At 55.9% G+C, this 11,922-nt stretch carries 20 protein-coding genes and 1 tRNA gene; 19 read left to right on the top strand and 2 right to left on the bottom strand.

The window, feature by feature from the left end; translation table 11 throughout:
* Window positions 1-55: 55 nt before the first annotated feature.
* A complete protein-coding gene (locus tag ACFQ95_RS11815; protein ID WP_422831157.1) occupies window positions 56-1,060 on the bottom strand; it encodes a LysR family transcriptional regulator in 1,005 nt (334 codons plus the stop codon).
* A gap of 309 nt (window positions 1,061-1,369) precedes the next feature.
* Between ACFQ95_RS11815 and rplN the strand changes: the two genes are divergently transcribed.
* The 19 genes from rplN (at window position 1,370) to ACFQ95_RS11720 (ending at window position 10,402) form a co-directional block, all read left to right on the top strand.
* The gene (rplN, locus tag ACFQ95_RS11810; RefSeq protein ID WP_315192381.1) at window positions 1,370-1,738 is read left to right on the top strand and encodes a 50S ribosomal protein L14; all 369 of its coding nucleotides are present in this window, start codon (window positions 1,370-1,372) and stop codon (window positions 1,736-1,738) included.
* A 9-nt stretch (window positions 1,739-1,747) separates the two neighbouring features.
* Entirely contained in the window at window positions 1,748-2,068 is a 321-nt protein-coding gene (gene rplX / locus ACFQ95_RS11805) for a 50S ribosomal protein L24 (RefSeq protein WP_422831155.1), read from the top strand.
* A 2-nt stretch (window positions 2,069-2,070) separates the two neighbouring features.
* Window positions 2,071-2,610, top strand: coding sequence for a 50S ribosomal protein L5 (gene rplE / locus ACFQ95_RS11800; protein ID WP_422831457.1), 540 nt, complete (start codon window positions 2,071-2,073; stop codon window positions 2,608-2,610).
* 8 nt (window positions 2,611-2,618) lie between these two features.
* On the top strand, window positions 2,619-2,924 hold the full coding sequence (rpsN, locus tag ACFQ95_RS11795) for a 30S ribosomal protein S14 (RefSeq protein WP_422831153.1): 306 nt from the start codon (window positions 2,619-2,621) through the stop codon (window positions 2,922-2,924).
* 21 nt (window positions 2,925-2,945) lie between these two features.
* Complete coding sequence (gene rpsH, locus ACFQ95_RS11790) at window positions 2,946-3,341, top strand: 30S ribosomal protein S8 (protein ID WP_422831151.1); 396 nt, start codon at window positions 2,946-2,948, stop codon at window positions 3,339-3,341.
* Window positions 3,342-3,357: 16 nt separating this feature from the next.
* Complete coding sequence (gene rplF / locus ACFQ95_RS11785) at window positions 3,358-3,891, top strand: 50S ribosomal protein L6 (RefSeq protein ID WP_422831149.1); 534 nt, start codon at window positions 3,358-3,360, stop codon at window positions 3,889-3,891.
* An 11-nt stretch (window positions 3,892-3,902) separates the two neighbouring features.
* On the top strand, window positions 3,903-4,268 hold the full coding sequence (gene rplR / locus ACFQ95_RS11780) for a 50S ribosomal protein L18 (RefSeq protein WP_422831147.1): 366 nt from the start codon (window positions 3,903-3,905) through the stop codon (window positions 4,266-4,268).
* Window positions 4,269-4,285: 17 nt separating this feature from the next.
* Window positions 4,286-4,810 carry a 30S ribosomal protein S5 gene (gene rpsE, locus ACFQ95_RS11775; protein WP_422831146.1) on the top strand — a complete coding sequence of 175 codons (525 nt, stop codon included), beginning with the start codon at window positions 4,286-4,288 and terminating at the stop codon, window positions 4,808-4,810.
* A 16-nt stretch (window positions 4,811-4,826) separates the two neighbouring features.
* Entirely contained in the window at window positions 4,827-5,012 is a 186-nt protein-coding gene (gene rpmD / locus ACFQ95_RS11770) for a 50S ribosomal protein L30 (RefSeq protein WP_422831145.1), read from the top strand.
* A 9-nt stretch (window positions 5,013-5,021) separates the two neighbouring features.
* Window positions 5,022-5,453: a 50S ribosomal protein L15 gene (gene rplO / locus ACFQ95_RS11765; RefSeq protein WP_422831455.1), complete on the top strand. Its 432-nt coding sequence runs from the start codon at window positions 5,022-5,024 to the stop codon at window positions 5,451-5,453.
* A gap of 32 nt (window positions 5,454-5,485) precedes the next feature.
* Entirely contained in the window at window positions 5,486-6,802 is a 1,317-nt protein-coding gene (gene secY / locus ACFQ95_RS11760; RefSeq protein ID WP_422831143.1) for a preprotein translocase subunit SecY, read from the top strand.
* A gap of 5 nt (window positions 6,803-6,807) precedes the next feature.
* Window positions 6,808-7,026, top strand: a complete 219-nt coding sequence (gene infA, locus ACFQ95_RS11755) for a translation initiation factor IF-1 (RefSeq protein WP_007869286.1) — start codon at window positions 6,808-6,810, stop codon at window positions 7,024-7,026.
* A gap of 35 nt (window positions 7,027-7,061) precedes the next feature.
* Window positions 7,062-7,175 (top strand): 50S ribosomal protein L36, encoded by a 114-nt coding sequence (rpmJ, locus tag ACFQ95_RS11750; protein ID WP_013544106.1) that lies wholly within the window; start codon window positions 7,062-7,064, stop codon window positions 7,173-7,175.
* Window positions 7,176-7,198: 23 nt separating this feature from the next.
* Window positions 7,199-7,564: a 30S ribosomal protein S13 gene (gene rpsM, locus ACFQ95_RS11745; protein WP_422831141.1), complete on the top strand. Its 366-nt coding sequence runs from the start codon at window positions 7,199-7,201 to the stop codon at window positions 7,562-7,564.
* Window positions 7,565-7,580: 16 nt separating this feature from the next.
* Entirely contained in the window at window positions 7,581-7,985 is a 405-nt protein-coding gene (gene rpsK, locus ACFQ95_RS11740) for a 30S ribosomal protein S11 (RefSeq protein WP_422831140.1), read from the top strand.
* A 110-nt stretch (window positions 7,986-8,095) separates the two neighbouring features.
* Window positions 8,096-8,719 (top strand): 30S ribosomal protein S4, encoded by a 624-nt coding sequence (rpsD, locus tag ACFQ95_RS11735; RefSeq protein ID WP_422831138.1) that lies wholly within the window; start codon window positions 8,096-8,098, stop codon window positions 8,717-8,719.
* A 110-nt stretch (window positions 8,720-8,829) separates the two neighbouring features.
* Complete coding sequence (locus ACFQ95_RS11730) at window positions 8,830-9,822, top strand: DNA-directed RNA polymerase subunit alpha (RefSeq protein ID WP_422831136.1); 993 nt, start codon at window positions 8,830-8,832, stop codon at window positions 9,820-9,822.
* Window positions 9,823-9,911: 89 nt separating this feature from the next.
* Window positions 9,912-10,304 (top strand): 50S ribosomal protein L17, encoded by a 393-nt coding sequence (gene rplQ / locus ACFQ95_RS11725; RefSeq protein ID WP_422831134.1) that lies wholly within the window; start codon window positions 9,912-9,914, stop codon window positions 10,302-10,304.
* A 21-nt stretch (window positions 10,305-10,325) separates the two neighbouring features.
* A tRNA-Met gene (locus ACFQ95_RS11720) sits at window positions 10,326-10,402 on the top strand.
* Window positions 10,403-10,484: 82 nt separating this feature from the next.
* Here the strand turns inward: ACFQ95_RS11720 and ACFQ95_RS11715 are convergent.
* Window positions 10,485-11,922: HlyD family efflux transporter periplasmic adaptor subunit (locus ACFQ95_RS11715; protein WP_422831132.1), on the bottom strand; the 1,438-nt coding region annotated here is incomplete at its 5' end.

Below are 11,922 nucleotides of genomic sequence, written 5' to 3'. Positions count from 1 at the left end.
CGTGTGGCGGGATGGAAACCGGGGAGTGCGGGTATTTTAGTGAGCCCCCGCGCCTTCAGCTCGTTTTGCGGCGTGTGCGTTTGGCGGGCGTGGCTTTTGCTGCGCCGGGTTCGGCCGCGGCCATGGAGGCATCCTGCGCGGCGATGCCGCTTTGAAAGTGGCTCAGAAAGCTCTGGCAGGGGGCCGACAGCGCACGCCCCTGGGCGGTCAGGGCCACGATGCTGCGCTCCAGCACAGGCGTGGTCAGTGGCACGCCCTTGACGCCAACGGCGCGGGTGCGCCGCAAGGCGTAGGCCGGCAGTATGGAAATGCCCAGGCCGGCCTCAATCAAGCCCATGGCGGTGGTGACGTTGGCGACCTCGAAGGCCGGTGCCACGGCCTCACCCGCTTGCGCGAAGCCCTGTTCCACCAGGCGGCGCAGGCCGCTGCCGGAGCGCAGCCAAATCAGCGGTTCGCTGGTCAAGTCGCTCCAGCGCACGGAAGCCTGCTGGGCGAGCGGGTGTTGCTCGGGGCAGGCCAGCATCAGCCGGTCCTGGTAGAGCGGGCTGATGACGAGGTCGCTGGGGTCGGTGTCGATGGTGCAGACACCAAAATCAGCCTGCCCGCTGCGCACGGCCTGGGCAATGCCATCGACGGGCAAATCCAGGATGTCGACCCGAATCGCCGGAAAACGCTCGCGAAAGCTGGCCAGCAAACCGGGCAGCAAGGTGGCGGCCAGCAACGGCGAGGTTGCCACGGCAAAGCGGCCACTGCGCCGGTCGGAGAACTGGCGCAGCGCATCAAAGGCAATGTCCAGATCAACAAACACCTTGGAAATGGCGGGCAGCAATTCCTGCCCGGCTTCGCTCAGCGCCATGCGCCGTGTGGTGCGCTCGAACAGCCGCACCGACAGTTCACCTTCCAGGCCGATGATCAACATCGACAACGCCGATGGCGTGAGGTGCAGGCGTTGCGCCGCGCGTGTGATGCTGCCGTCTTCCGCCACCGCCACAAACGCCCGCAGTTGCCGAATGGTGACGCTGGCGGTTTTTTGGCCGCCTAAGGTGAGTGGGAGGGGCATGGGTATTGTTTTCCGGGAAAAGATCGAGTGGGTCTGCGCCACATGCTATTAAAAATGAAGTTTCTAGGCGTTTTCCAGCGCGCTTCAAACCGGCTGCTAACACGCGTCGAAGGCGATTTCGGTTCGTGTGCTTATTTTCTTCGCAGTCGGTTGACAAAAAATACCGCCCGCTGCATAATCAAAGGCTTCGCTCTAAAAAGCGATGTTTCTGCCCAATCAAAGGCACTGCAAGTGGTTTGTGGTGCGGCTGACGGGCCCAAGACTGACTAGGCGCCCTCCAGCGTTTGGTGCAAGTTGGGAAATATTGAAATGATCCAAACTGAATCCCGGTTAGATGTTGCCGACAACACTGGCGCGAAGTCCGTTCTTTGCATCAAGGTGCTGGGCGGTTCCAAGCGTCGCTACGCAAGTGTTGGCGACATTATCAAAGTGAGCATCAAAGAAGCTGCTCCGCGTGGTCGCGTCAAAAAAGGCGAGATCTATAGCGCGGTGGTGGTTCGTACGGCGAAGGGCATCCGCCGCGCTGACGGTTCGCTCGTTAAATTCGACGGCAACGCAGCAGTGTTGCTCAACGCAAAGCTGGAGCCTATCGGCACCCGCATCTTCGGACCAGTGACGCGCGAGTTGCGCACTGAAAAGTTCATGAAGATCGTGTCTTTGGCTCCTGAAGTTCTGTAAGGACACGACATGAACAAAATTCGCAAGGGCGACGAGGTGATCGTGCTCGCAGGGCGCGACAAGGGCAAGCGCGGCGTGGTTTCGCTGCGCAAGGATGACTCCCACGTGGTGGTTGAAGGTATCAACCTGGTGAAGAAGCACGCCAAGCCGAACCCTCTCAAGGGTACGACCGGTGGCATCGTTGAAAAGACCATGCCGATTCACCAGTCCAATGTGGCGATCTTCAATGCGGCAACCGGCAAGGCCGATCGCGTTGGCATCAAGGTGCTGGCTGATGGTAAGCGCGTGCGCGTTTACAAATCCAGCGGCGAAGAAATCAAGGTGGCATGACCATGGCACGACTCCAACAACACTACCGCGAAAAAATCGCTCCTGAGTTGACGGCCAAGTTTGGCTACACCTCGCCAATGCAAGTTCCACGTATCACCAAGATCACGTTGAACATGGGTGTGAGCGAAGCTGTTGCCGACAAGAAGGTCATGGACAACGCTGTTGCCGATCTGACCAAGATTGCGGGCCAAAAGCCTGTGGTGACCAAGGCCAAGAAAGCTATCGCCGGTTTCAAGATCCGCGAAGGCCAGGCCATCGGTTGCATGGTGACCCTGCGTGGCGTTCAGATGTATGAATTCCTGGATCGTTTCGTGACCGTGGCGCTGCCCCGTGTTCGTGACTTCCGTGGTATTTCCGGTCGCGCTTTTGACGGCCGTGGTAACTACAACATCGGCGTCAAAGAACAGATCATTTTCCCTGAAATTGAATACGACAAGGTTGATGCCTTGCGCGGTCTCAATATCAGCATCACGACGACGGCCAAGAGTGACGAAGAGTGCAAAGCTCTGCTCACCGGCTTCCGTTTTCCGTTCAAGAACTGAGGTGACGTGTGGCTAAAGTAGCACTGATTCAACGCGAACTGAAGCGCGACCAACTGGTTGCCAAGTACGCAAAAAAGCACGCTGAACTGAAAGCGGCGTCGAGCGACGTCAACAAGACCGAAGAAGAGCGCGCAGCTGCCCGCTTGGCTTTGCAAAAGTTGCCCCGCAACGCCAACCCTACGCGTCAACGTAACCGTTGCGCGATCACGGGTCGTCCACGTGGCACGTTCCGCCAGTTCGGTTTGGCGCGCGCGAAAATTCGTGAATTGGCTTTCGCTGGTGACATCCCCGGCGTGACCAAGGCCAGCTGGTAAGCAGGGCAGGAGTAAGCAAACATGAGTATGAGTGATCCAATTGCCGACCTGCTGACGCGTATTCGTAACGCGCAAATGGTGGCCAAATCGACTGTGTCCATCCCATCTTCCAAGGTGAAGATTGCGATTGCCCAAGTGCTGAAGGACGAAGGCTACATTGACGGCTTCAAGGTGAATACCGAAGCTGGCAAGAGCGAGCTGGAAATTACCCTGAAGTACCACGCTGGCCGTCCAGTGATCGAGCGCATTGAGCGCGTGAGCCGTCCTGGCCTGCGCGTCTACAAGGGCCGTGACGCAATTCCGCAGGTTATGAACGGTTTGGGTGTTGCCATTGTGACGACTCCCCAAGGCGTGATGACCGACCGCAAGGCTCGCGCCTCTGGCGTTGGCGGCGAAGTGCTGTGCTACGTCGCTTAAGCAGGAGAAACATTAAATGTCTCGCGTAGGAAAAGCGCCTGTTGCCATCCCCGCTGGTGTGGATGTGTCGGTTCAGGCCAATCAAATCAATGTAAAAGGCACTGGTGGTGCTCTTTCCCTGACGCTGAACGCGTTGGTGAAGGTGTCCAACAATGCCGGCGTGCTGGCTTTCGAGCCTGCAAACGAGTCACGTGAAGCTAATGCTATGACGGGCACCATGCGCCAGCTGGTGAACAACATGGTGTTGGGCGTGACCAAGGGCTTCGAGAAGAAGCTGACCTTGATCGGCGTGGGTTACAAGGCCCAAGCCCAAGGCAGCAAGCTGAACCTGACGGTTGGCTACTCGCACCCTGTGAACAAGGATATGCCAGCTGGTATTACCGTTGCGACCCCAGCCCCCACGGAAATCGTGATCAAGGGTGCTGATCGTCAACGCGTTGGCCAAGTGGCTGCTGAGATTCGCGCCATTCGCCCACCTGAGCCTTACAAGGGCAAGGGCATCCGTTATTCGGATGAGAAGGTTGCGATCAAAGAAACGAAGAAGAAATAAGGAGTGGCAACATGTTGACGAAAAAAGAACAGCGTCTCCGTCGCGCCCGCCAAACACGCATCCGTATTGCGACGCAAGGTGTTGCACGCTTGACGGTGAACCGTACCAACCTGCACATCTACGCCAGCGTGATTTCCGGCGACGGTGCAAAGGTGTTGGCCAGCGCTTCCACGGTAGAAGTTGCCGTGCGCAAAGAACTGGGTGGTTCCGGCAAGGGTGGTAATACCGCCGCTGCGCAAGCCATTGGCAAGCTGATCGCTGAAAAGGCGAAAGCTGCTGGTGTTGAAAAGGTAGCGTTTGACCGCTCTGGTTTTGCGTATCACGGCCGTGTCAAGGCTTTGGCCGATGCAGCCCGCGAAGCTGGCTTGCAGTTCTAAGCAGATCGGAAAATATCATGGCTAAAGTTCAAGGAAAAATGCAGGGTAAGGCTGAAGGGCCTGAAGACGGTCTGCGCGAGAAGATGATCGCGGTCAACCGCGTCACCAAAGTCGTGAAGGGTGGCCGTATTCTGGGCTTCGCCGCACTGACCGTGGTTGGCGACGGCGATGGCCGCGTTGGCATGGGCAAGGGCAAGTCGAAAGAAGTGCCAGCAGCCGTGCAAAAGGCGATGGAAGAAGCCCGTCGCAACATGGTCAAGGTTACGCTGAAGAGCGGTTCCGTGTTCCACAAGGTCGAAGGTCACCATGGCGCAGCACGCGTGATGATGGCTCCAGCACCAAAGGGTACCGGCATTATTGCCGGCGGCCCAATGCGCGCTGTTTTCGAAGTGATGGGTATCACCGACATCGTGGCCAAGAGCCATGGTTCGTCGAATCCATACAACATGGTTCGTGCCACGCTGGACGCTTTGCGCAATTCCACCACTCCTGCGGACATCGCAGCGAAGCGTGGCAAGAGCGTTGAAGACATCGTCGCTTAAGTAGGAGCCACACAACATGGCAACGCAACAAACACTCAAGGTAACGCTGGTTCGCAGCCCTATCGGAACCAAGGAATCGCATCGCGCGACGGTTCGCGGTCTGGGTCTGCGCAAGATTCGCAGCGTTCGCGAATTGCAGGACACCCCCGAAGTTCGCGGCATGATCAATAAGATCAGTTATCTGGTCAAGATCCTCGATTAAGGGATGATGATGGAACTCAATGGCATTAAGCCCGCAGAGGGTGCAAAGCACGCCAAACGTCGCGTTGGTCGCGGTATTGGCTCTGGTCTGGGTAAAACGGCTGGTCGTGGTCACAAGGGTCAAAAGTCCCGTTCCGGTGGCTACCACAAGGTTGGTTTTGAAGGCGGTCAAATGCCTATGCAACGCCGCTTGCCCAAGCGCGGTTTCAAGTCGCAGCAGCTGAAATTCAATGCTGAAGTGACCTTGGCTGCTCTGGAGCAACTCGGTGCTGCCGAAGTCGACGTTTTGACGCTGAAGCAAGCTGGCCTGGTAGGTCAGTTGGCCAAGGTGGTGAAGGTCATTGCCACTGGCTCGCTGACGAAGTCCGTCAAGCTGACCGGTATCGGTGCGACGGCTGCAGCTAAAACCGCGATTGAAGCGGTTGGCGGTAGCTTGGTCTAATTCTGTGATCTTGTTCTCCAAGGAAGAATTCGGTGGCAACTAGCGCTCAAATTGCAAAAACAGGGAAGTTTGGGGACTTGCGTCGCCGCTTGGTCTTTTTGCTGCTCGCGTTGGTTGTCTACCGTATTGGTGCGCACATTCCAGTACCGGGTATTGATCCTCAGCAGCTCCAGCAGCTCTTCAGTGGGCAGCAAGGCGGCATATTGAACTTGTTCAATATGTTCTCCGGTGGGGCTCTTTCGCGCTTTACCGTGTTTGCTCTGGGGATCATGCCCTACATCTCCGCGTCCATCATCATGCAGTTGATGGGCTACGTGGTGCCAGCTTTTGAGCAGATGAAGAAAGAGGGCGAAGCGGGTCGACGCAAGATTACGCAGTACACCCGTTACGGCACGCTGGGTCTGGCTTTGTTCCAGTCTCTGGGTATTGCTGTTGCGCTGGAAAGTTCTGCGGGTTTGGTGTTGTCTCCAGGTTTTGGATTCCGCATGACGGCAGTGGTGAGCTTGACCGCCGGAACGATGTTCCTGATGTGGTTGGGTGAGCAAATTACCGAACGCGGTCTCGGCAACGGCATCTCCATTCTGATTTTTGCGGGTATTGCTGCTGGCTTGCCTGGTTCTATCGGTGGATTGCTGGAGCTGGTGCGCACGGGATCCATGAGCATCATTGCTGCGATCATCGTGGTGATCGTTGTGGCGCTGGTGACTTACTTCGTGGTTTTTGTGGAGCGTGGGCAGCGCAAGATTCTGGTGAATTACGCGCGGCGCCAGGTTGGTAACAAGGTTTATGGCGGCCAGTCTTCGCACTTGCCGCTGAAGCTGAACATGGCAGGTGTGATTCCTCCCATCTTTGCTTCTTCCATTATTTTGTTGCCTGCAACGGTGGTTAGCTGGTTTAGTTCGGCGGAGTCGCTGCGTTGGTTGAAGGACATTGCAGGAATGCTGAGTCCTGGCCAGCCGGTTTACACGCTGATCTACGCTGCTGCGATCGTCTTCTTCTGCTTCTTCTACACCGCGCTTGTTTTTAACAGCCGGGAGACTGCAGACAACCTGAAGAAGAGCGGTGCTTTTATCCCTGGTATTCGCCCTGGCGAACAGACTGCACGTTACATCGATAAGATTCTTTTGCGGTTGACTTTGGCTGGTGCTGTCTACATCACGTTTGTGTGTTTGCTGCCTGAGATCTTGATCCTCAAGTACAACGTACCATTCTATTTTGGTGGTACTTCGTTGTTGATCATCGTGGTCGTGACCATGGATTTCATGGCGCAGGTGCAGAACTACCTGATGTCGCAACAGTACGAGTCGCTGCTGAAGAAGGCAAACTTTAAAACTTCAGCAGGCGGTTGAGCGACATGTCTAAAGATGATGTCATCCAGATGCAGGGTGAAGTGGTCGAAAACCTGCCCAACGCGACCTTTCGAGTGAAGTTGGAAAACGGCCACGTGGTACTGGGTCATATTTCTGGAAAAATGCGGATGCACTACATCCGTATTCTTCCGGGAGACAAAGTTACCGTTGAGTTGACGCCCTACGACTTGTCGCGGGCTCGTATTGTGTTTCGAGCCAAGTAGGTTCAAGACGTATTTGAGAGTTTTAGGAGAATCAAATGAGAGTTTCGGCTTCGGTCAAGACAATCTGCCGTAACTGTAAAGTCATCCGGCGCAAGGGTGTGGTTCGTGTAATTTGCACTGATCCTCGTCATAAGCAACGCCAAGGTTGATTTCAGAGATTTAGAGGACGCATATGGCACGTATTGCTGGTATCAATATTCCCCCGCAGCAGCATACTGAAATTGGCTTGACCGCCATTTTCGGTATCGGTCGCACCCGCGCTCGCAAAATTTGCGAAGCTTGCGACATTGCTTATTCCAAAAAGGTTAAAGACCTGACCGACGGCGATCTCGAAAAAATTCGTGATCAAATCGCTCAGTTCACGATCGAAGGTGACTTGCGTCGCGAAACCACCATGAACATCAAGCGATTGATGGACATCGGTTGCTATCGCGGTTTCCGTCACCGTCGTGGTCTGCCAATGCGCGGTCAGCGCACGCGTACCAACGCTCGGACGCGTAAGGGCCCACGTAAGGCTGCTGCGTCACTGAAGAAATAAAGACTGAGAGATTACTATGGCAAAAGCCCCATCTAGTAACGCATCGCAGCGTGTTCGCAAGAAGGTTCGTAAGAACGTATCTGACGGCGTGGCACACGTTCATGCTTCGTTCAACAACACGATCATCACGATCACCGACCGTCAAGGTAATGCCTTGTCTTGGGCGTCGTCTGGTGGCCAAGGTTTCAAGGGCTCGCGTAAGTCGACTCCGTTTGCAGCTCAAGTCGCATCCGAAGTTGCTGGCCGCGCCGCCATGGAACAAGGTATCAAGAATCTTGACGTCGAAATCAAGGGTCCTGGTCCAGGTCGTGAATCGTCGGTGCGTGCATTGGGCGCCCTCGGCATTCGTATCACGTCTATCGCTGACGTGACGCCAGTTCCGCACAACGGTTGCCGCCCACAAAAGCGTCGCCGCATCTAAGTTTTAGTTAACCTCGGTTAACGCTTTTATTAAGCCCACCGCCACGCGTTCATTCGCGATGGCTCCCGTCTTGCATATGCAATTCGGCAGAAGACATAAAGGAAATTCAAGTGGCACGCTATCTTGGCCCTAAGGCAAAACTCTCCCGTCGCGAGGGTACAGACCTCTTTCTGAAGAGCGCTCGTCGTTCGATCAGCGACAAAGCAAAGTTTGACTCCAAACCAGGCCAACACGGCCGCACGTCTGGTGCTCGCACTTCCGATTTCGGCTTGCAACTGCGCGAAAAGCAAAAAGTAAAGCGCATGTACGGTGTTCTCGAACGCCAATTCCGCCGTTATTTTGAAGAAGCCGACCGCCGCCGTGGCAATACCGGCGCGAACTTGCTGTTCTTGTTGGAATCCCGTCTGGACAATGTCGTCTATCGTATGGGTTTTGGCTCTACCCGTGCTGAAGCACGTCAGCTGGTTTCTCACCGTGCCATCACGGTCAACGGCGCCAGCGTGAACATTCCTTCGTTCATGGTCAAGAGCGGTGACGTGGTCGCAATCCGCGAAAAGTCCAAAAAGCAGAACCGCATCGTCGAAGCACTGCAACTTGCACAGCAAGTTGGCCTGCCAGCTTGGGTTGAAGTCAGCGTTGAGAAGGCTGAAGGCACTTTCAAGAAGGTACCTGACCGTGATGAGTTCGCATCTGATATCAACGAGTCGTTGATCGTCGAACTGTATTCGCGTTAATCTCGAGAGTTTTGATCGTTTTTGTTCCTGGACTGAATGGGGCACCGTAGTCCAGGACCTTCACCAGCCTTACCGGCGTAACGAGCTGGGGGTATTGAGAGGAAGCCTGAATGCAAACTAATTTGCTGAAACCCAAAGCTATCAATGTGGAACAGCTTGGCAACAACCGTGCGAAAGTCGCGTTGGAGCCGTTTGAACGTGGATATGGGCATACGCTCGGCAATGCGCTTCGCCGCGTTTTGTTGTCGTCCATGGTGGGGTATTCGGCAACTGAAGTGACGATTGCAGGTGTACTGCATGAGTACTCGTCTATCGATGGTGTTCAAGAAGATGTGGTGAACATTCTTCTGAATCTTAAGGGCGTGGTCTTTAAGTTGCACAATCGTGACGAAGTAACGCTGAGCCTCCGCAAGGACGGCGAAGGCGTGGTCACTGCTGCCGATATTCAGACTCCACACGATGTGGAAATCATCAACCCTGACCATGTTATTGCCCATTTGTCGCAAGGCGGCAAGCTGGACATGCAAATCAAGGTTGAAAAAGGCCGTGGTTATGTGCCAGGCAACATGCGCCGCTATGCTGACGAACAGACCAAGTCGATTGGTCGTATCGTTTTGGATGCGTCGTTTTCTCCAGTGAAGCGTGTGAGCTACACGGTTGAGAGCGCACGGGTTGAACAGCGTACCGACCTGGACAAGCTGGTGGTTGAGATCGAAACCAATGGTGCGATCACGGCCGAAGATGCGGTTCGCGCATCGGCTAAAATCCTGGTTGAACAATTGGCTGTGTTTGCGCAATTGGAAGGCAGTGAACTCACGAGCATCTTCCAGTCGCCAGAACCACGTGGCAATGCCCAGTTCGATCCAATTCTGCTCCGCCCTGTGGACGAGTTGGAACTGACGGTGCGTTCCGCCAACTGCTTGAAGGCAGAGAACATTTACTACATTGGTGATTTGATCCAACGTACGGAAAATGAACTGCTGAAGACCCCGAACCTGGGTCGTAAGTCGTTGAACGAGATCAAGGAAGTGCTCGCATCCCGCGGCCTGACCTTGGGCATGAAGCTGGAAAGCTGGCCTCCTGCTGGTCTCGACAAGCGTTAATTTTGAAAGTGGCCCTGCACAAGGGCCTGAAAGTGCAACGCGCAGTACCTGATCCGGCTGCGCGTATTAATATTTGAAAGGAAAGCACTATGCGTCACGGACACGGACTTCGTAAACTTAATCGCACCACCTCGCACCGCCTGGCGATGCTGCGCAACATGATGAATTCGTTGATCGAACACGAAGCCATCAAGACCACCTTGCCCAAGGCCAAGGAACTGCGTCGCGTTGTGGAACCGATGATCACCCTGGCGAAAGAGCCTACGGTTGCCAACCGTCGTCTGGCGTTTGACCGCCTGCGCGATCGTGACAGCGTGACCAAGCTGTTCGACGTGCTGGGCCCACGCTTCAAGGCGCGTCCAGGTGGTTACACCCGCATCTTGAAGATGGGTTTCCGCGTGGGCGACAATGCGCCTATGGCCTATGTTGAATTGGTTGAACGCAGCGAAGAAACTGCAGTTGCTCCCGCAGCAGCAGAATAACGTGCTATAATCTAAATCTACCGCGCGATGGAGCAGTCTGGTAGCTCGTTGGGCTCATAACCCAAAGGTCGGAGGTTCAAATCCTTCTCGCGCAACCAAGTTGATTTAAAAAGCCCGCTTTTAGCGGGCTTTTTTTCGTCTGTGCTTAGCCTTTCTACGGGAACAGCATCAGGGTGCAGGCTAGAAACCGCCTTCCCGCAAAAGAACCGCCAGCAGTTTGTCAAAACCTACGTTCAGCCAGCTGCGGCGTTCGCCTTCGAGCTGAATCTGGCCCTTGGTTTCGTTCAACGGAGTGGGTGGTTCGTCTAATTGCACCAACACGTGGAAAACCGCCTGAGATGGGGTCAGCGCATTGCCATGTGTGGCGGTGGAAATCGGCCCACCAAACCGGGAGGATAGTGAAGGGTGCTCGAGTTCGGTGATGCGTGTGCGGCCTATCGCGAGGATGTGACCCGGGATTCGGTGGGTACGCCCGTCCGCATAAAAGTAGGCGTTGTCGCCGACCGAAAGGCGGGGGACCTCGTCCTGCGCGATATAGGCGTCCACTTGCCAGCGGGTGTTGTCCAACAGAACCCCCAGCGCTTCTTTGCTGCCCACCCATTGGCCGGCCTGCCACTCGGGGTTGACGTCGCGCCAGTGCCCAGCAAAAGGTGCTGTGATCGTCAGCCGGTTCAGCTCGGTATGCAGCGCCTGTGATTGCTGGTATTCGGCGATGAGCCGCTGGCGAGTGGCGGAAACGTCCACGCTGGCCCCGGTATCGGCTGCCATGCCTGCCAAGCGCGCTTCGTAGCTGCTGATGCTGGCGGCGCTGCCTTGTGAGCGTGCATCGATGTCGGGCTCGGTCAGCGAAATCAGCACCGCACCGGCCGCGACCGGGCCGGCCGCATGGACGTGTTCTATGCGGGCAGCAAACGGCGCAAACACTCGGTACTGGTCTTGCACCCGCGCCACACCGTAACCGTGCACCTGGCTTCGAAAGGGCATGATCAACAGCACCAAACTAACCAGGAGCAACGCCCACAAAAGCCAACGCCGCTGCGATGGCATCTGGGTGCGCGCGCGCCACCAGAAATTCAGCTCGCGCCATACCGGCAATGCGATGAACCATGTCACTTCCACCATGAATAGCGCAATACCCAGCAGCTTGAAGAACAGGTAATACACCGCCACCGCGATGCCTAGGAACAGCGTCAAACGGTAGAGCCAGGTGATGAAGGCAAATCCTATGAGCAGGCGCCGGGTCGCTGGCGCAAAACGCTCCGGCCATGGCAACGCCAAGCCCAGCACCGCGCGCCGCAGAAAGGTCTTGGCCATTGCCGTGGAGCGTTCGTGCAAATTCGGAAAGTCCAGAATATCGGACAGGATGAAGTAGCCGTCGAAACGCATGAAGGGGCTGGCGTTCAGCAAGATGGACAACAACCAACTGGTGGTGGCCAGGTACAGCAGACCGTTGCGCATTGCCCCTGGTTCACACAAGGCCCAGCCCAGGGTGGCCAACCCGGCGAGAGCCAGTTCCGTCAAGATGCCGGCCGAGGCCACGGCCAGCCGCTGCCGGTGGCTGGAGAGCTTCCAGGTTTCGCCGGTATCGGTGTAGAGCATGGGCCACAACACCACAAAC

The sequence above is a fragment of the Variovorax sp. HJSM1_2 genome, from assembly GCF_049316285.1.
Classification (GTDB): domain Bacteria; phylum Pseudomonadota; class Gammaproteobacteria; order Burkholderiales; family Burkholderiaceae_C; genus Rhodoferax_B.
This window is presented reverse-complemented; position numbering and strand designations above follow the sequence as displayed.